17 protein-coding genes are annotated in these 18,046 nt (G+C 68.5%); 4 read left to right on the top strand and 13 right to left on the bottom strand.

The features are described 5' to 3' along the window. Positions 1 to 82 precede the first annotated feature (82 nt). From era to ABW16_RS12870, 4 genes are all read right to left on the bottom strand, one after another. Positions 83 to 991, bottom strand: coding sequence for a GTPase Era (gene era / locus ABW16_RS12855; RefSeq protein ID WP_047319548.1), 909 nt, complete (start codon positions 989 to 991; stop codon positions 83 to 85). A gap of 90 nt (positions 992 to 1,081) precedes the next feature. Continuing rightward, positions 1,082 to 2,380, bottom strand: coding sequence for a hemolysin family protein (locus ABW16_RS12860; protein ID WP_047319549.1), 1,299 nt, complete (start codon positions 2,378 to 2,380; stop codon positions 1,082 to 1,084). Continuing rightward, positions 2,377 to 2,913 carry an rRNA maturation RNase YbeY gene (gene ybeY / locus ABW16_RS12865; protein WP_047319550.1) on the bottom strand — a complete coding sequence of 179 codons (537 nt, stop codon included), beginning with the start codon at positions 2,911 to 2,913 and terminating at the stop codon, positions 2,377 to 2,379. Before ybeY ends, ABW16_RS12860 begins: the two co-directional genes overlap by 4 nt. Further along, positions 2,910 to 3,968 carry a PhoH family protein gene (locus ABW16_RS12870; RefSeq protein ID WP_047319551.1) on the bottom strand — a complete coding sequence of 353 codons (1,059 nt, stop codon included), beginning with the start codon at positions 3,966 to 3,968 and terminating at the stop codon, positions 2,910 to 2,912. The genes ybeY and ABW16_RS12870 overlap by 4 nt, the downstream gene beginning before the upstream one ends. Before the next feature lie 138 nt (positions 3,969 to 4,106). On the opposite strand from ABW16_RS12870, the gene ABW16_RS12875 reads away from it, so the two are divergent. Continuing rightward, complete coding sequence (locus ABW16_RS12875) at positions 4,107 to 4,766, top strand: class I SAM-dependent methyltransferase (RefSeq protein WP_047319552.1); 660 nt, start codon at positions 4,107 to 4,109, stop codon at positions 4,764 to 4,766. On the opposite strand, the gene ABW16_RS12880 is transcribed toward ABW16_RS12875, so the two are convergent. Genes ABW16_RS12880 through ABW16_RS12910 form a run of 7 tightly spaced genes read right to left on the bottom strand, consistent with a single transcriptional unit; the run spans position 4,767 to position 11,588 of the window. Further along, positions 4,767 to 5,447 (bottom strand): helix-turn-helix domain-containing protein, encoded by a 681-nt coding sequence (locus tag ABW16_RS12880; RefSeq protein WP_047319553.1) that lies wholly within the window; start codon positions 5,445 to 5,447, stop codon positions 4,767 to 4,769. Next, complete coding sequence (locus ABW16_RS12885; RefSeq protein ID WP_047319554.1) at positions 5,440 to 6,183, bottom strand: 16S rRNA (uracil(1498)-N(3))-methyltransferase; 744 nt, start codon at positions 6,181 to 6,183, stop codon at positions 5,440 to 5,442. The genes ABW16_RS12880 and ABW16_RS12885 overlap by 8 nt, the downstream gene beginning before the upstream one ends. A gap of 7 nt (positions 6,184 to 6,190) precedes the next feature. After that, the gene (gene dnaJ, locus ABW16_RS12890) at positions 6,191 to 7,342 is read right to left on the bottom strand and encodes a molecular chaperone DnaJ (protein WP_047319555.1); all 1,152 of its coding nucleotides are present in this window, start codon (positions 7,340 to 7,342) and stop codon (positions 6,191 to 6,193) included. A gap of 33 nt (positions 7,343 to 7,375) precedes the next feature. Continuing rightward, on the bottom strand, positions 7,376 to 8,419 hold the full coding sequence (gene hrcA / locus ABW16_RS12895) for a heat-inducible transcriptional repressor HrcA (protein WP_047319556.1): 1,044 nt from the start codon (positions 8,417 to 8,419) through the stop codon (positions 7,376 to 7,378). A gap of 45 nt (positions 8,420 to 8,464) precedes the next feature. Next, on the bottom strand, positions 8,465 to 9,403 hold the full coding sequence (locus ABW16_RS27210; RefSeq protein WP_047319557.1) for a LysR family transcriptional regulator: 939 nt from the start codon (positions 9,401 to 9,403) through the stop codon (positions 8,465 to 8,467). 11 nt (positions 9,404 to 9,414) lie between these two features. Next, the gene (gene eutC / locus ABW16_RS12905) at positions 9,415 to 10,179 is read right to left on the bottom strand and encodes an ethanolamine ammonia-lyase subunit EutC (protein ID WP_047319558.1); all 765 of its coding nucleotides are present in this window, start codon (positions 10,177 to 10,179) and stop codon (positions 9,415 to 9,417) included. Next, the gene (locus ABW16_RS12910) at positions 10,176 to 11,588 is read right to left on the bottom strand and encodes an ethanolamine ammonia-lyase subunit EutB (RefSeq protein ID WP_047319559.1); all 1,413 of its coding nucleotides are present in this window, start codon (positions 11,586 to 11,588) and stop codon (positions 10,176 to 10,178) included. The genes eutC and ABW16_RS12910 overlap by 4 nt, the downstream gene beginning before the upstream one ends. Before the next feature lie 214 nt (positions 11,589 to 11,802). On the opposite strand from ABW16_RS12910, the gene hisN reads away from it, so the two are divergent. The 3 genes from hisN (at position 11,803) to ABW16_RS12925 (ending at position 15,899) form a co-directional block, all read left to right on the top strand. Next, positions 11,803 to 12,597 carry a histidinol-phosphatase gene (gene hisN / locus ABW16_RS12915; protein ID WP_412178206.1) on the top strand — a complete coding sequence of 265 codons (795 nt, stop codon included), beginning with the start codon at positions 11,803 to 11,805 and terminating at the stop codon, positions 12,595 to 12,597. A 366-nt stretch (positions 12,598 to 12,963) separates the two neighbouring features. Beyond that, positions 12,964 to 14,358 (top strand): pyridoxal phosphate-dependent decarboxylase family protein, encoded by a 1,395-nt coding sequence (locus tag ABW16_RS12920; RefSeq protein ID WP_047319560.1) that lies wholly within the window; start codon positions 12,964 to 12,966, stop codon positions 14,356 to 14,358. Continuing rightward, the gene (locus ABW16_RS12925) at positions 14,355 to 15,899 is read left to right on the top strand and encodes a xylulokinase (protein WP_047319561.1); all 1,545 of its coding nucleotides are present in this window, start codon (positions 14,355 to 14,357) and stop codon (positions 15,897 to 15,899) included. The genes ABW16_RS12920 and ABW16_RS12925 overlap by 4 nt, the downstream gene beginning before the upstream one ends. A gap of 16 nt (positions 15,900 to 15,915) precedes the next feature. Here ABW16_RS12925 and ABW16_RS12930 read toward each other — a convergent pair whose 3' ends face one another. Both ABW16_RS12930 and ABW16_RS12935 read right to left on the bottom strand, forming a co-directional pair. Continuing rightward, positions 15,916 to 16,371 carry a hypothetical protein gene (locus ABW16_RS12930; RefSeq protein WP_052956889.1) on the bottom strand — a complete coding sequence of 152 codons (456 nt, stop codon included), beginning with the start codon at positions 16,369 to 16,371 and terminating at the stop codon, positions 15,916 to 15,918. Positions 16,372 to 16,546: 175 nt separating this feature from the next. After that, positions 16,547 to 17,977: a serine/threonine-protein kinase gene (locus ABW16_RS12935; RefSeq protein ID WP_052956890.1), complete on the bottom strand. Its 1,431-nt coding sequence runs from the start codon at positions 17,975 to 17,977 to the stop codon at positions 16,547 to 16,549. Positions 17,978 to 18,046: the final 69 nt, after the last annotated feature.

An 18,046-nucleotide genomic window follows, 5' to 3' on the forward strand; every position in this document is an offset into this window, starting at 1 on the left:
TGGAATCTACCAATATCGTTTCGCCGGCCGCGGGCGGTGGCCATCGGCGTTCGGGCCCGATACGTGCCGGTCTGACCCCGTCCTAGAAGCCCAACCGCCCGAGCTGCTTGGGGTCGCGCTGCCAGTTCTTGGCCACCTTGACCCGCAGGTCGAGAAACACCTTGGTACCCAACAGTTTCTCGATCTGCGTGCGCGCGGCCGTACCCACCTCGCGCAGCCGGGCGCCGCCGCGGCCGATCACGATTCCCTTCTGGCTGTCGCGTTCGACGTAGAGGATCGCGTATACGTCGATCAGGTCCTCCCGGTCGTCGCGTGGGCGCACTTCCTCGATCACCACCGCCAGCGAATGCGGCAGTTCGTCGCGCACGCCCTCCAGGGCGGCTTCCCGGATGAACTCGGCCATCAGGGTCTCTTCGGGCTCGTCGGTCAGTTCACCGTCCGGGTAAAAGGCGGGACCGACGGGCAGCGCGGCGGCCAGCACGTCGATCAGCACATCGACTTGCTCGCCGCTGACCGCCGACACCGGAACGATCTCGGCTTCCGGCGCCAGCTCACCGACCGCGACCAGTTGCGCGGCGACGTGATCGCGGGTGGCCTTGTCGATTTTGGTGACAACGACGACCAGTTTGGTTCTGGGTGCGACCGCGCGGATCTGCTCGATGATCCAGCGGTCCCCCGGGCCGATCGGCTCGTCGGCGGGAATGCACAGACCGATGACGTCGACCTGCGAATAGGTGTCTTTGACCAACTCGTTCAGCCGCTTGCCCAGCAGCGTCCGGGGACGGTGCAGACCGGGGGTGTCAACCAGGATGATCTGGAAGTCGTCTCGGTGCACGATGCCGCGGATGGTGTGCCGGGTGGTCTGCGGGCGGTTCGAGGTGATGGCCACCTTCGCACCGACCAGGGCGTTGGTGAGTGTCGACTTGCCGGTGTTGGGCCGTCCGACGAAACATACGAAGCCGGAATGGAACCCGGAATCCGATCCAGTCACGAGCCGCCTTTCGCCGAACGTGTTCTCAGCGCGAGATTTCGGGTGCATGGTCGCAATGCGTGCACGTTCGACGCGCGCACCGCGAGTGCGTCACTGTTCAACTGCGGCCTCCTCACCGGCGGGTTCGACCGGGCTGACCAGAACTGTGCTGATCCGCACCCGCCCGCGGCTGTCGCGGCTGCCCTCCGCCCGCAGACGCAGGCCGTGTGACACTACCTCGGCGCCGGGCAGCGGAACGCGGCCCAGCTCCAGCGCGAGCAGCCCGCCGACCGTGTCGACGTCGAAACCGGAGTCGAACTGCACCCCGTAGAGTTCCCCGACGTCTTCGATCGGCAGCCGCGCCGAGACCCGAAATCTGTTGCCGTCCAACTTTTCCACCGGGGCGACTTCGCCTTGGTCATACTCATCGGCGATCTCACCGACGATCTCCTCCAACACGTCCTCGATGGTGACCAGTCCGGCGATCGCGCCGTACTCGTCCACCAGCAGCGCCATGTGATAGCGACTGCGCTGCATGTCTTCCAGCAGCGCGTTGAGCGCCTTGGAGTCGGGCATGAAGACCGCCGGGCGCATCACCTGCGCCACCGTGGTGTCCCGCCCCCCGTTGACCGAGTAATAGGTTTGTTGGACAAGGTCTTTCAGGTAGACCACGCCGAGGATGTCATCGACGTTCTCGCCGATCACCGGGATCCGGGAATGCCCACTGCGCACCGCCAATGACGTGGCCTGTCCGGCGGATTTGTCATGTTCGATCCACACCATCTCGGTGCGCGGCACCATCACCTCACGGGCCGGGGTGTCGGCGAGTTCGAAGACCGACTGGATCATCCGGCGCTCGTCGGCCGCCACCACCCCGCGCTGCTGTGCCATGTCGACCACTTCGCGCAGCTCGATTTCGGAGGCGAACGGCCCGTTGCGGAATCCCCGCCCCGGAGTCAGCGCGTTACCTAGCACCACCAGCACGCGGCTGATCGGGGCGAGCAACACCGACAGGACCTGCAACGGAAGCGCCGCGGCCAGTGCGATCGAGTAGGCGTTCTGCCGGCCCAGGGTCCGCGGCCCCACCCCGATCACCACGAAGCTGACCACCACCATGGCCGCGGCGGCGGCCAACAGCCCCCAGTCCAGGCCGAGTACAGCGCTGAGCAGGTGCACCAGCAGCGCGGTCGCGGTGACCTCGCAGGTGATGCGCAACAGCACCACCAGGTTGATGTAGCGGGGGCGTTCGGCCATCAGCTTGACCAGCCAGACCGCGCCGGGCCGCTTCGCCCGCACCAGTTCCTCGACCCGCGCCGGCGAGACGGTGCTGACCGCGGCGTCGATTGCCGCGAACAACCCGCCCAGACCGATCAGCGCGATCACGCCGAGTAGCAGCGGTGTTCCGGTCACGGTTCGTCGAAGTACCTGGACTTGTCCAGCAGCCGGCGGTCCTTCTCGCTCTGGGTCTCGGCCCGGTAGGTCTCCACCTGATCGGCGACCCACTCCTCGAGCAGACGGCGCTGCAACGCGAACATCTCTTTTTCTTCATCCGGCTCGGCGTGGTCGTAGCCGAGCAGGTGCAGCACGCCATGCACGGTGAGCAGCGCCAGTTCCTGGCCCAGCGAATGGCCGGCCGCCGCGGCCTGTTCGGCGGCGAACTCCGGGCACAGTGCGATGTCGCCGAGCATCGACGGGCCGGGCTCGGGAGCGTCCGGCCGGCCGCCCGGCTCCAGTTCGTCCATCGGGAAGCTCATGACGTCGGTGGGCCCGGGCAGGTCCATCCAGCGCATGTGCAGGTCAGCCATCGCGGCGGTGTCCAGCAGCACCATCGACAGCTCGGCACCGGGATTGACGTCCATCTTGGTCAGCACGAACTTGGCGACGCTGACCAGCTCAACCTCGGAGACGTCGAGGCCGGATTCGTTGGAGACCTCAATGCTCATCGGCGCGACCTGCCTTGCGAGGCGCGCCGCGACGCCCGGTTCATGGCCAATCCCGGCTGGACCTGTTCGGATTCGTGGCGTGAGTAGGCGTCGACGATCTCCGACACCAGCCGGTGGCGGACGACGTCGACGCTGGTGAGTTCGGCGACGTAGATGTCGTCGATGTCGTCGAGGATGTCCACGGCGGCCCGCAGCCCGGATCTCGCCCCGCCGGCCAGATCAATCTGGGTGACGTCGCCGGTGACCACGATCTTGGAGCCGAAGCCCAGCCGGGTGAGGAACATCTTCATCTGTTCGGCGGTGGTGTTCTGCGCCTCGTCGAGAATGATGAACGCGTCATTGAGCGTCCGTCCGCGCATGTACGCCAGCGGCGCCACCTCGATCACCCCGGAACTCATCAGCTTGGGAATCAGCTCCGGGTCCATCATGTCGTGCAGCGCGTCGTAGAGCGGGCGCAGATACGGGTCGATCTTCTCGCTCAAGGTGCCGGGCAGAAACCCCAGCCGCTCACCGGCTTCCACCGCCGGACGGGTCAGGATGATGCGAGTGACCTGTTTGGTCTGCAGCGCTTTGACCGCCTTGGCCATCGCCAGGTAGGTCTTGCCGGTGCCGGCCGGGCCGATGCCGAAGACGATGGTGTGCGCGTCGATGGCGTCGACGTAGCGCTTCTGGTTGAGCGTCTTGGGCCGGATGGTCTTGCCGCGCCGCGACAGGATGTCGAGGCTCAGGACTTCGGCAGGCGATGCACTGTCCGTGCCGGTGCCCACCAGCATGCCGACGCTGTGGCGGACCGTTTCGGGAGTCAGCGGCTGGCCGCGGCCCGCGATCGCGACCAGCTCGGAGAGCACCCGCTCAGCCAGGGCGACATCGGCCGGTGCTCCGGAGATGGTGACGGCATTGCCGCGCACGTGCAGGTCGGCGGTCAGCAGGCGTTCGATGGCGCGCAGGTTCTCATCTGCGGAACCCAGCAGGCCCACGACCAGGTCGGGTGGAATATCGACGCTGCTGCGAACCTGCGAGGCCGGCCCGGCAGCGGGGGTATCGCGGGGCGTCACGGGGTTTCCGATACCTGCTTCCTGGGGGTTTGTACCGTAGGTACGGCGATGAGTCGGACGCTTGAGTCTACCGCCTACCGTCGCCGATGAGCGGTTCGTTCAAGACGGGATGGTGCCGCGCGGGCGAAACTGCCGGGTATGAGCGAGGAAACCTTCACCCCTGCCCTGGGCCGCTTGGCGCCGGCCCGGTTCTTCGACTACGTGGTGGCGCTGACGCGAGAGCGGCTGTGGCGGAGCCTGACCGTCATGCACCTGGCGCCGCGTCCCGGCGACGCGATCCTGGACGTGGGTTGCGGCACCGGATCGTTGGCGCTGCTGGCCGCTCGGGTGGAGCCGCAGGCGAAGATCGTGGGCCTGGACCCCGATCCGGAGATCCTGGCGGTGGCGCGGCAAAAGGATGCGGAGTCCGAGTCAGCCGGCCACGTTCGCTGGCTGACCGGGATGGGCGACGACCTGGTGGCATCGGTGGGCGCGGAATCGATGGACGGCGTGACATCCAGCCTGGTGTTGCACCAATGTCCGATGGACGTCAAGCGTGCGATCCTGGCGTCGATGTTCGCGGTGCTGCGTCCGGGCGGGCGGCTGGTGATCGCCGACTTCGGGTTGCAACGGACCCGGCTGATGCGCCTGGCGTTTCGGTTCGTCCAGTTCGCCGACGGCAAGACCGATACCCAGCCCAACGCCGATGGTGTTCTCCCGGAGCTGATTTCGGCCGCCGGCTTCACCGAGGTTCGCGAAGCCGACGTGGTGGCCACCATCAACGGGACGATCTCGATCTATACCGCCCGCAAACGGTGATCACGCCAGAGCCTGCAGCACCACCGACGGTGTCAGGCCCATCATCTCCCGCATCTGACGGGTGAAGTGGGCCTGATCGGCGAAGCCCGCGGCGATCGCGGCCTGCGCCAACGGCATGCCCGACTGCAGGGCTTCGACGGCCCGACGCAGCCGTGACCAGACCCGCCAACGGGACAGCGGCATCCCCAGTTCCCGGCGCGCCAGCGCGCGCAGGCGCTGCGGCGACAGGCCGATCTCGGCAGCCAGGCTCGGCATCGCGATGTTGCTGTCTGCCAGCAGTGCCAGTGCCGTCACCAGGCGCGGATCCAGCTCCTGCGACTGGCCCCGGCAGGCGGCCGCGACATCGGACTCGCGCAGCTCCCCCAGCTCGGGAGCGGCGGCGATCCCGGCGTCATAGCGTTGCCGCAGCTGGTCGGCGAACAGGCAGTGCGGCTCGATGAAATAGGTGACCAGGTCGCGGATGGCCAGGATGCGGTGCGGCGCCATCGGCGAGACGACCAGTGCGGCAGTCTGATGACGCGTTCCTGCCGGGTCCACCATCGCCACTTCGCCTCGCCCGGCGACGACGATCTGGAAGGCGCCGTGGCGGTGGATCGGGCCGCCGCCGCCCACCGGACCCCGATACACCGCGTAGCCGTCGCTGATGCTCAGCGACGGCACCGCTCCCGCGGGGTTAGTCAATCCCCCAGCGCGGGGTCAGCACCCCGAGCGCACCCAGCGCGACCGCCGCCGCGGTGGAGGTGCGCAGCACGGTCGGTCCGAGCCGGGCGGCGACGGCGCCGGCGCCGGTCAGCGCCGTCAGCTCCGCCTCGGTGATACCGCCTTCGGGCCCGACCACCAGGGCCAGTGCCGGTGCCGCGGACACGTCGGGCAACCCGGCTGCCGCCGCGTCGTGCAATACCAGCACCGTCGTGCCGCCGGTGACCTGTTCGCCGACCCACGACACCAGCTCCGAAGTCGCCAGCACGCCAGCCACCGGCGGAATGTGGGCGCGGCGGGATTGCCCGGCGGCCGCCCGGGCGACCGCCTGCCAGCGTCGTACTCCCTTGTCGGCTCGCGGGCCGTCCCAGCGGGCCACGCACCGGTCGGCCTGCCAGGCCACGAAGGCGTCGGCACCGGCCTCGGTGGCCAGCTCGATCGCCAGCTCGGATCGTTCGGATTTGGGCAGCGCCTGCACCACGGTCACCGGCGGGGCCGGCGGTGCGACCTGGCTACGGTCGAGCACCCGGACCCGCAATCCGCTGCGGTCGGCCTCCTCGACCTGGCACTGCGCCACGACGCCGGCGCCGTCACCGAGCGTCAGCTGCTCACCGGGCCGGATCCGGCGCACCGTCGCCGCGTGGAAGCCGGCGTCGCCGCCGACCACGGCAAGCGCACCCACCTCGGGCAGCGCGTCGACGTAGAACAGGCCGGCCACCGCGGGCTCAGCGCCCGGTGAAGGTCTCGCGCAGTCGGCTGAACAGCCCGCCGCTCTGCGGCGCGTGCGCCGAGCGGACTTCGGCGGTCTCGCGGTCGCGGTGCTCTTTGAACTGGCGCAGCAGCTCGTTGTCGTGGCTGTCGAGGCGCTCGGGGACCACCACCTCGATGTGGGCGTGCAGGTCACCGCGCGCCCCGGTCCGCACCTGCGGCATGCCGTGGCCGCGCAGCACGATGGTCGCCCCCGGCTGGGTGCCGGCCGGGATGGTGATCTCGGTGGCGCCGTCGAGGATCGCGTCGACGGTCACGGTGGTGCCCAGCGCCGCGTCGACCATCGGCACCGAGATGTGGCAGTGCAGGTCGTCGCCGTCGCGGGCGAAGATGTCGTGGGGCTGCTCGTGCACCTCGACGTAGAGGTCACCGGCCGGTCCCCCACCCGGGCCGACCTCGCCCTGGGCAGCCAGCCGAACGCGCATGCCGTCGCCGACTCCGGCGGGGATCTTGACGCTGATCTCACGACGTGAGCGCACCCGGCCGTCGCCGCCGCACTGGTGGCACGGATCCGGAATCACCTCGCCGACTCCGCGGCAGGTAGGACACGGCCGTGACGTCATGACCTGGCCCAGCAGCGAGCGCTGCATGCTCTGCACCTCGCCGCGGCCGTGGCAGGTGTCGCACGTCATGGGGCGCGAATCCCCGTTGGTCCCGCGGCCCTGGCAGCGATCGCACAGCACCGCGGTGTCGACGGTGACGCGCTTGGTCACCCCGGTAGCGCACTCGGTGAGGTCCAGGCGCAGGCGCAGCAGCGAGTCCGACCCCGGCCGCACCCGTCCGATCGGGCCGCGCGAGGCCGCGCCGCCGCCGAAGAACGCTTCGAACACATCCCCGAGGCCGCCAAAGCCCGAGGAGCCGCCGAATCCACCAAAGCCGTTGCCGGCGCCGTTCTCCAGCGGGTCGCCGCCGAGGTCGACGATCCGGCGTTTCTCCGGGTCGGACAGCACCTCGTAGGCGGCGCTGATCTCCTTGAACTTGGCCTGCGCCGCCTCGTCGGGGTTGACGTCGGGGTGATAGGTGCGCGCCAGCTTTCGATAGGCGCGCTTGAGCTCGGTGTCGCTAGCGTCCTTATCGACGCCCAACAAGCCGTAATAGTCGCGTGCCACGCCTGACCCTTCCCAACGTCTGCCGGCCGGAGGTTAGCGAGCCCCGAGCACTTCACCGATGTACATAGCAACCGCAGCGACACTGGCGATAGTTCCCGGATAGTCCATCCGGGTGGGACCCAGCACCCCCATACCCCCGTACACAGTGCCCTGCGACCCGTACGCGGTGGACACCACCGAGGCGCCGGCCATCTCCTCAGCCTCGGTCTCGTGACCGATGCGCACCGTGACTTTACCGGCTTCCTGCTGCACGGCCAGCAACCGCAGCACCACAACCTGCTCTTCGAGAACCTCCAGCACCGACCGCAGTGAGCTGCCGAAGTCGGCGGCGTTGCGGGTCAGGTTGGCCGTACCGCCCAGCAACAGGCGCTCCTCGCGGTGCTCGACCAGCGATTCCAGCAGCACGGTCGCCGAGCGACCGACCGCGTTAGCCAGACCGGGGGCAAGCCCGCTGCGCCCGTCCAGGTGCCCGGCGAGTTCGGCGACGGCGGTGGACGCCGCCGAGATCCGCTTCCCGTCCAGCGCGGCGCCGAGCATCTCCCGCAGCTGACTGAGCTGGTGGTCGTCGATGGGGTCGCCGAGTTCGACGATCCGTTGATCGACCCGGCCGGAGTCGGTGATGACCACGAGCAGCAACCGCGCCGGGGTGAGCGCGATCACCTCGAGGCGGCGCACGGTCGACACCGACAGAGTCGGGTACTGCACGACGGCCACCTGGCGGGTCAGCTGCGCCAGGGTGCGCACCGCGCGGCGGAGGACGTCGTCGAGGTCGACACCGGAGTCCAGAAACGACAGGATCGCCCGGCGCTCGGCGGCCGACAGCGGCTTGACGTCGTCGATACGGTCGACGAACTCCCGGTAGCCCTTCTCGGTGGGCACCCGCCCGGAACTGGTGTGCGGTTGGGCGATGTACCCCTCGGCCTCCAGCACCGCCATGTCGTTGCGAACCGTGGCCGGGGAAACCCCCAGATTGTGCCGTTCGACCAGGGCTTTGGAGCCGATCGGCTCCTTGGTGGCGACGAAGTCCGCGACGATGGCCCGCAGTACCTCAAAGCGGCGATCATCAGCCACGCCCATGGGGTGCTCACCTCCTGCTTCGAACAGCTACGGCCGCCCTCGATTTTACGGTGACGGCGCCAGCAGCCGGTGCTCGATGCCGTGCACGATGTCCGGCTCCCGATCCCGCACCAAACAGGCGACCTCGACGAAGCGGGAGACGAGCGGTGACGGCTCGTCGTCGGTCCAGCCCACCGCGATCGCCGAGCCGGGCCAGTCCTCGATCGGCACGAACCGGACGCCGGTCGCCGGCATGAAGTGCGCGGCTGCCGCGCTGGTGACAGCGATGGCCGCCCCGGCGGCGACCACCTGTGCTTCCTCGGTGATCGAGTCGGCGCGCACCACGTCGACCTTCGTCGCGTCGGTCCGCGCCGCGGCCAGGCTCCAGAACGCGTGATGGGCTTCGTCGACGCTGGACGACTGGGTGATCGGGTCGTCGAGCAGGTCTCGCACCGACACCGACGTCCGTCCGGCAAGCCGGTGCGAGGCCGACACCATGGCGACGACGGGATCGACCGCCAGGATCTCGGTCGTGATGTTGGGCGTGCTCTGGGGCAGCCGCAGGAAGGTCACGTCGGCAGCCCGCGACGCCAACCCGGCCGACGGATCGCTGACCTGGAATTCCCGCATCTCGATGGTGACGTCGGGGTGACGTTCCCGGAACTCGGCAATGATCGGCGCCGTCAGTTCGAGCGCCGCGCCCGGTACGTACCCCAGCCGCAGCGTGCCGACCACCCCGCGGGCTGCCTGCTCCGCGGCGGCGGCGGCGCTGTCCAGCGCGGCCAAGACCGCGCGCGCTCCCTCCAAGAAGACTTCGCCGGCGGGCGTCAGCGTCACGTTGCGGGTGGTTCGGTCGAACAGCTTGGCGCCGAGTTCGTCTTCGAGGTCTTTGATCTGGCGGCTCAGTGCCTGCTGCGCCAGGTACACGCGCGCCGCTGCCCGACTGAAGTGCAGTTCTTCAGCAGCCACCACGAAGTGGCGCAGCTTTCGCGTGTTGATGTCGATGGTGCTCGATCTTAGGACACCACGTGTTGGTCGAGGATGGTTGAACGCGACCCGTCCAGTGCACCCACCGACACCGCTTTCAAGTCGACCCCCGACCGGCCCAGTGTCCGCGCGCCGGTGATCAGGGCGTCGATGACGCGGGCCGCATCGAGGTAGCCGAGACCGTCCGGGGGGTGCACGTTGGACACGCAGTTGCGTTCGGCGTCGCTGCGTCCCGGCCGCGGCAGGTGCGTCAGGTACAGCCCGAGGCTGCTGGCCACCGACAGACCCGGCCGCTCGCCGATCAGCACCACAATGGTCTGGACGCCCATCGCCTGGCCGATGTGGTCGCCGAGCGCCACCCGGGCACCGGTCGCGATCACCGGCGCGGCGATCGTACGGTGGGCACCCACCACATCGGTCAGCGCGCGCAGCAACGCAACACCGTGTTCGGTCAGCGCCCTCGGAGACAGCCCGTCACACAGCACGAAGCCCACCTCGGCCGCAGTGCAAGGAATCTGGCTCAGATCGTTCGGCAGGCGACCCAGGTCGGGGCGCCGTAGATACTCCTGACGACTGCTTGCCCGGCTGGTCACCGCGACGGGTTCACCGAGCCCCACTTCGGCCACCTGCCGCGCCAGGCGCCCGACGTCGAACGATTGGCGCACCGCGTCGCGAGCCAGGGCATGGGCCGCCCGGAACTCCAGGACGCTACGGGTGGGCTGCGCGTCGCCGGAGCGGCCGAGCCCGATCCGCGCCTGGGTGTGGCGGCGCAGGTCCTGCCAGACGGCGCTCACGCCGGTGCCGCCAGCGAACGCAACGGTGAGCGCTCCACCGCACTCGGAAGCACCCGACCGGACTCGTCGGCGATACCGATCCCCTGTAGCCATGCCTCGAACTCGGGAGCTGGACGCAGGCCCAGCACTCGGCGCGCGTAGAGCGCGTCATGGAAGGACATGCTCTGGTAGCCCAGCATCACGTCGTCGGCTCCCGGGACGGTGATGACGAAGTTGCAGCCGGCGACACCGAGCAGCGTGAGCAGGGTGTCCACGTCGTCTTGGTCGGCTTCGGCGTGATTGGTGTAGCAGACGTCGACGCCCATCGGCAGGCCGAGCAGCTTGCCGCAGAAGTGGTCTTCCAGCCCGGCCCGGGCGATCTGCTTGCCGTCGTAGAGGTATTCCGGCCCGATGAAACCGACGACCGTGTTGACCAGCAGCGGCGAGAACTCGCGGGCCACCGCGTAGGCCCGGACCTCCAGGGTCTGCTGATCGACAGGCCGGCCGTCGCCGCCCAGGTGCGCGTGCGCGCTCAGCGCCGAGCCCTGCCCGGTCTCGAAGTACATCACGTTGTCCCCGGCGGTCCCGCGCTGCAGTGAACGCCCGGCCTCGTGGGCGGTATGCAGCAGATCCAGGCTCACACCGAAGCTGCGGTTGGCCCCCTCGGTCCCGGCGATCGACTGGAACACCAGGTCGACCGGGACGCCCTGCTCGATCAGCTCGATGGTCGTGGTCACATGCGAGAGCACGCAGGACTGCGTCGGTATCTGGTAACGCAGCCGGATGTCGTCGAGCAGGTACAGCAGATCGGCGGTCGCCTGCGGTGAGTCGGTGGCCGGGTTGATGCCGATCACCGCGTCGCCGCATCCGTGCAGCAGTCCGTCGAGAGTGGCCGCGGCGACACCCCGCGGGTCGTCGGTCGGATGGTTGGGCTGCAGCCGGGTGGCCAGCCGGCCCGGCAGGCCCAGCGTGGTGCGGAACGCGCTGGTGACCGAGACCGATCGCGCGACCGCGATCAGGTCCTGGTTCCGCATGAGTTTGCTTACCGCGGCGACCATCTCGGGGGTCAGTCCGGGCTCGACTCGGCGCAGGGTGTCGGCCGCTGTCGGCGTCGCCGCCACTTCCAGCAGCCAGTCCCGCAGACCGCCGACGGTCAGATGCGACACCGCCCGGTAGCTCTCGCGGTCATGGCGATCGATGATCAGCCGGGTCACTTCGTCGGACTCGTAGGGCACCACCAGGTCGTGCAGGAAGGTGTCCAAGCCGACGTCGGCGAGCGCCCACTGCGCGGCGGCTCGCTCGGCGTCGCTGGCGGCGGCGCAGCCGGCCAGTTCGTCACCGGATCGGCGCGGGGTGGCCTTGGCCAGCAGATCGATCAGCCCGTCGAACTGGTACGTGGTGCCGGCCAGCGTCTGCGTGTACGCGGTCACCGTAGGCCCCCTCAGCTGGATTCCCCTGATCGAGTCGGCGGCGGCACGCAGCAGTGACCAGGAAAAATGTCGTGGTGCCGATATGAGTCACGGCGAAGAAATGCTCCCGCGGCGACCAGTTTTGCATATCATCGACGCGATCCCATAATTCGTCCATTTCGCCGGCAGACATCGAAAGGCCTCAACTCGGTGGTACTGTCTCCGGCTTGTGGGAATTGCAGCCGCATCCGTCAATGACGATTTGGCCCTGGCGCTGGGTCTGGCGGACCTCGCCGACGCCATGACCATGGACCGATTCGGGGCACTGGACCTGCGGGTCGACACGAAGCCGGACCTCACTCCGGTCACCGACGCCGATCGCGCGGTCGAAGTCGCGCTGCGCGACGCCCTGGCCCGGGACCGGCCCGATGACGACGTGCTGGGTGAGGAGTTCGGCGGCAGTGCAACCTTCAGCGGCCGCCAGTGGGTCATCGACCCGATCGACGGAACCAAGAACTTCGTGCGCGGGGTGCCGGTGTGGGCCACCCTGATCGCCCTGCTTGACGACGGCGTGCCGCGCGTCGGCGCCATCAGCGCTCCCGCGTTGGGCAGACGGTGGTGGGCGGCCCATGGTCTGGGCGCATTCGCCGTGGTCGGCGGGGCGGCGCCGCGACGGCTGTCGGTCTCGGCGGTGGCTGACCTGGGCTCGGCGAGCCTGTCGTTCGCGGGACTCAAGCAGTGGGCGCAGCTCGGACTGCGACAGCGCTTCCTGGATCTGACCGACACCGTGTGGCGAACGCGCAGTTACGGCGACTTCTGGGCCTATTGCCTGCTCGCCGAGGGCGCACTCGACATCGTTGCCGAGCCCACGGTGTCACTGTGGGATCTGGCCGCGCTCGACATCCTGGTGCGGGAGGCGGGCGGGACGTTCACGGGCCTCAACGGCGCTGCCGGCCCACACGGCGGCAGCGCGGTGGCCACCAACACGGCGTTGCACCCGGCGGTGTTGGACAGCCTGGGCGTGGCATAGCGCCGCGCATTCACTCCCGAGCACCCGATTAACAACAAGAATTTGTCAATGCCGTAGGTTTTTGGTGTTGGAATTCTCATCCGCGATTTGACATTCTTGGCCCGCGGCCATTGAACAATAGCGTGACAATTCTTACTGCCCACCCGCAGCCGACATTCGGACGCGCAGGAGGTCGTGAATTCACCCATTCCGCTGTCGGGGCCTCGGAGGTCAGCCGGCACGATACCGACGGAGTGGGCGCGACGTGATGTGACACCACGTCGGTCGGCCATGGTTAGCTCTGCTATTGCGCGTGTGCACAACAACACGATGATCCCTCGGGGTTCCGACCCGGCGGGGTCTCAAGATGGAGGATCTGCTCTCACCATGTCCGATTTCCCCTATACGGACCGCTTCACCGTCAACCGGACGCTGCCCGAGCAAGGCCGGCCGCGCGACGAGGTGCTTGCGGAGCTGCGTGAGATGGCGCAGGCCGAGGACCCCACCTGGGAAACCGGCAAGGTGTCCGGGACCATGTACTGCGGCGACCATGAGCACTACCGCTTCCTCGATGAGGCGTTTGGACTGTTCGCCCACGTGAACGTGCTGCAGCGCGACATCTGCCCGTCGGCCACCAAGTTCGAGGGCGAAATCATCGCGATGGCGCTGGACCTGATGCACGCCGAGGCCATCACCGACGGGCAGCCGGTCGGAATGGTCACCACGGGTGGCACCGGCAGCATCATCCATGCACTGCTGGCCTACCGGGAGCACGCCGCCAAGCATCGGGGCATCACCCGGCCGAACTTCATCAAGCCCGAAACCGGCCACCCGGCCTTCGACAAGGGCTGTCACCTGTTCGGCATCGAGCTGCGCAAGGCGCCCGTCGACCCGCAGACCGCTCAGGTAGATGTCGAGTGGGTGGCGAACAACATCGACGAGAACACCATCGCGATCATGGGCTCGGCGTGCAATTACGGCTACGGCACCGTCGACCCGATCCCGGAGTTGGGACAGCTGGCTCAGGAGCGCGGGGTGGGGTTGCACGTCGATGCCTGCCTGGGCGGCTTCGTACTGCCGTTCGCGAATGAGTTGGGTTATGACATACCGCTTTTCGACTTCCGTGTTCCCGGTGTCACCAGCATCTCGGCAGATAACCACAAGTACGGCTACGCGCTCAAGGGCGCTTCGACACTGTTGTTCCGCGACAAGGCGTACCGCAACGCGCAGTACTTCTTCCTGCCGGATTGGACCGGCGGCAAGTACATGTCCCCGGGCATCGAAGGCTCCCGCTCAGGCGGGCTGATCGCCGCCGCGTGGGCGTCGATGGTCCAGCTGGGCCGCGAGGGATACCTGCGCTACGCCAAGGCGATCTTGGAGACGGCGTCGGCGATGCAGGACGCGGTGCGCAGCCACCCCGAACTGACGATCATCGGCTCGCCCACATTCTGTTTCGCCTTCCGCTCCGACGAGTTCGACATCTACCACGTGGCCGACGCCATGAAGCCCAAGGGCTGGCGGTTCAACGGCCAGCAGTACCCCAACGCCATCCACATGGCGGTGACCCGGCCGCAGACCCAGCCCGGTGTCGTGGAGGCATTCACCGCCGACCTCGACGACGCGATCGAGTACGCCAAGAAGAAGACCGCCGCCGGTGAGGCGCCGATCAGCGCCGCCGTCTACGGCGGCGTCCCCGGCGGGATGACCGAGGAGGCGGCTCAGTTCATCGAAGGGTTCATGGAGCACATCCTCGACACCCAGCAGTCCTTGCCGCCCCTATGAGCAGTGCGGAGCGCATCGATCGCGTCGTTCTGGCCGTCGACCTCGGCACCGGCGGCCCGAAAGTCGGGTTCGTGTCGTTGGACGGCACCGTGCTGTGGTCGGACCTCGTCGAGGTCTCGACCGAGTATGGGCCGGACGGGGCCGCCACCCAGGACGCCGGTCTGTGGTGGGAGATCATCCGCGACGCCACCAAGCGCGGGCTGGCCGAGAGCGGGGTGCGCGGCGAGCAGGTGGCCGGGGTGTCGATCACCGGGCAGTGGGCCAGCACCGTCCCGGTCGACGCCGAGGGACGTCCGGCGGGCCCATGCGTGATGTGGATGGACACCCGCGGTGCGCCTTACAGCCGCAAGGTATTCGGCGGTCGGGTGGCCGGCTATCGGCCACGGGTCCTGCTCAGTTGGCTTCGCCGCAACGGCGGCATCCCCTCGCCCAGCGGCGACGACCCGGTCGGGCACATGCTGCACCTGCAGCACGGCGACCCGATGGTCTTCGCGGCGACCCGCTGGCTGCTGGAGCCGGTCGACTACCTCGGCATGTGTTTCACCGGACGGGCGGCGGCATCGCGGGCTTCGATGATGGGCAGCTGGCTCACCAACAACCGCAACCTGGGCGTGCTCGACTACGACGACGTGCTGGTGCGGCTGTCCGGTGTCGACCGGGCGAAGCTGCCGCCGCTGGTGCCGACCGGTTCCATCATCGGTCCGGTGGCGCCGTCGGTTGCCGCCGAACTCGGCATATCGCCCACGGCCCAGGTGGTCACCGGCACCCCGGACCTGCACGCCGCGGCGGTGGGTTCCGGTGCGGTGCGCCAAGGTGAGCTGCACCTGACCATCTCCACCACGTCGTGGATCAGCTGCCCCGTGGCGTTCAAAAAGACCGATGCGTTCCACCAGCTGGCCACCGTTGCCGGCCTCGACCCGACGTCCTACCTGCTGGTGAACAACCAGGACACCGCTGGGCGGGCACTGCAGTGGTTGCGCGACAACGTGTTCGAGGATCTCGATTACGACGCCCTGACCGCGCTGGCGGCGGGTGCACCGGCCGGCTCGAACGGGCTGATCTTCACGCCCTGGCTCAAAGGCGAGCACTCCCCCGTCGACGACCGCCGTGCGCGCGGCGGTTTCCACAACCTGTCGCTGGCCACCACCCGCGCCGATCTGGTGCGCGCGGTGCTCGAAGGGGTCGCCTACAACAGCCGCTGGCTGCTCGAATGCGTGAATCGGTTCACCCCCACCGCCGTACCGATCCGGATCGTCGGCGGCGGGGCGCGCTCGGACCTGTGGTGCCAGATCATGGCCGATGTCACCGGCCGTACCTGCGAACGGGTGGCCGACCCGTTGAACGCACAGTTGCGGGGCGCGGCGCTGTTCGCCGGGATCGGGATCGGCGAGTTGGATCGCGACGAGCTACGCGATCTGATCCCGCTCGACGGCGTGTTCGAGCCCGTGGCCGCCAATCACGCGGTCTACGACCGGCTCTTCGCCGAGTTCCCCGGGCTCTACCGGGCGCAGAAAGGCATGTTCGGCCGCCTCAACGGCTGACCGACCCGTTATGCGGCTAGTGGGCCGCGAGGATCTGCATCAGCTGCGTCGCCGAGTCGTGCGACAGCACCCAGCGGCCTTGGTCGACGAGCTGCAGCGGGACCGTCTGCGGCGCAGGCATCTTGGGGCCGGAGATGGTGACGTTGGCCAGCCCCTGGCCCTCGCCCGTCTGGACGACGTTGATCACGTCGAAGTTGTAGGGCAGCTCACCGTCGCGGTAGTCCTTGCGCAGCTCGCTGTCGAGCTCGTGGCCCTCGTGCTGCGTGATACCGTTCTCGACCAGGTCAGCCTTCTCCTTGTAGCCGATGCCGGCGTCGCTGAGCCTGGTCAGCATGCCCGACACCTCACCGGTCGTGGGCAGCGGCACACCGGACGGAGCCGGCGGCGCCGGAGCGGGAGCCGGTGCCGGCGGAGCGGGCTCCAGCGGGATAGGCGCACCGGCGACGGCGGTCGCCGTCGGGTATGCAGTCACTACTCCGATTGCGGCGAGCGCCGCCACCCCTGCTGCGAACATTCTCACTGTGCAAACCCCCATCTCGGGCGGGCGGCACCCCTGCCGCGCCCGCGGACAAACCCGAAATTCCCATTCACTCCGACGACGGTGTCGGTCCTGCCAATCTACCCTCGCCGGCTGACCAGCGGCAGGCTCACGGTCGATAGATCTGCCAAGTCGATCCCGGGCCGGCCAGCGAGTCTGTGCCGCCGCCGTTGGTCGGCAGGCACGTGATCAACAGACCGTCGTCAGAGCGTGCCATGGTGTACCTGCGCACCCCGTCGCACGGCGTGCCGATCGTGTGCACCTCCGTCGGGTTGACCGACAGCACCCATACCCGGCCGTCACAGACCACCGATCCGTTGGCCGGGTCGCCACCGAGTTTGCCGAACTGGTTGCAGGCGGCCCCCAGCGTCGGGATCAGTGGCATCGCCTGCGGCGCCGTGGTCAACATTGCCGGCGTCGTGGTGACGGTCACAGTGACCGGTGGCGATACCGGACTGGGCGGCGGGGCAGCGGCCACGGACGGGAGCGCAGTGCTCGGCAGCGGCGGGGACGGAAGCGAAGTGACAGGGCTGGTCAGCGGTGCGGTCGCCAGCACGCGGGAATGCGACAACTGCACGCCCAGGTACACGATCGCACCGATCAGCAGCAGCGCCAAGACCGTCGGAATGACGGTTGCGGCCCGAACCACCCGATTCGGCGGCCGCCACGCCGACGCCCGGGCCGCCGCGGGCGCGGCGATCGTGGCGTCGTGGCCGCAAAACGCCCTAGCGAATTCGCCGCAGGACCCGAACCTCTCACGCGGATTCTTGGCCATCGCCTTGGCCAGCACCCCGTCGAGGCCGGCAAGCTCCGGACGCACCTCGCTCACGCGAGGTGGCGGCGCGGTGAGGTGCCGACCGATCACCACCGCAGGGTTGGAGTGGGCAAATGGCGGCGATCCGGTCAGCAGGTGAAATGCCGTGGCAGCCAGCGCGTACTGGTCGGCTCGCCCGTCGATCTCTGCGCCCATCAGCTGTTCGGGTGCAGCGTAGCTAACCGTGCCCACCGTCATGTTCGTCTCGGTCAGACCACTGACCTCATCAAGCCGGCGGGCGATACCGAAGTCGCCCAACAGGATTCGTCGATGATCCATCCCGGGACCAGCCAGCAGCACATTGGCGGGCTTGACGTCGCGGTGCAGCAGCCCCTTGGCATGTGAGTAGTCGAGCGCGTCGGCAACCGCGGTTACGATCTCCGCTACCTCCGGCAGGGACATCCCTGAGGGATAGCGATTCCGCAGCAGGCACGCCGTATCCGCTCCATCGACATAGTCCATCGCGATCCACAGCTGGTCGCGGTGTTCCCCGCGGTCGTGCACGCCGACGATGTGCGGGTGAAACAGCGTCGCGGCCAGGTCGGCCTCGCGGTGAAACCGCACCCGGAAGTCGACATCGGCCGACACGTCTGCGGGCAGCACCTTCAGCGCGTCGCGCCGCGGCAGCCGGGGGTGTTCGGCCAGGTAAACCTCGCCCATCCCGCCGGAGCCCAACAACCGCACCACGGTGTACTCCGCGAACACGTCACCCGCCGCCAACGACATGGGCGAATGGTAGCGGTCAGCACCGACAGGTACACCGCTCGCCGGCCTGGGTTATCCGAACTTCAGGCT

This window comes from Mycolicibacter heraklionensis, from assembly GCF_001021505.1.
Classification (GTDB): Bacteria; Actinomycetota; Actinomycetes; order Mycobacteriales; family Mycobacteriaceae; genus Mycobacterium; species Mycobacterium heraklionense.

Coding starts and splice junctions, on each gene's coding strand:
- hrcA (WP_047319556.1), bottom strand. CDS start 8,419: ATGGGCGTGGCTGATGATCGCCGCTTTGAGGTACTGCGGGCCATCGTC.
- ABW16_RS12935 (WP_052956890.1), bottom strand. CDS start 17,977: ATGTCGTTGGCGGCGGGTGACGTGTTCGCGGAGTACACCGTGGTGCGG.
- ABW16_RS12925 (WP_047319561.1), top strand. CDS start 14,355: ATGAGCAGTGCGGAGCGCATCGATCGCGTCGTTCTGGCCGTCGACCTC.
- ABW16_RS12920 (WP_047319560.1), top strand. CDS start 12,964: ATGTCCGATTTCCCCTATACGGACCGCTTCACCGTCAACCGGACGCTG.
- ybeY (WP_047319550.1), bottom strand. CDS start 2,913: ATGAGCATTGAGGTCTCCAACGAATCCGGCCTCGACGTCTCCGAGGTT.
- ABW16_RS12875 (WP_047319552.1), top strand. CDS start 4,107: ATGAGCGAGGAAACCTTCACCCCTGCCCTGGGCCGCTTGGCGCCGGCC.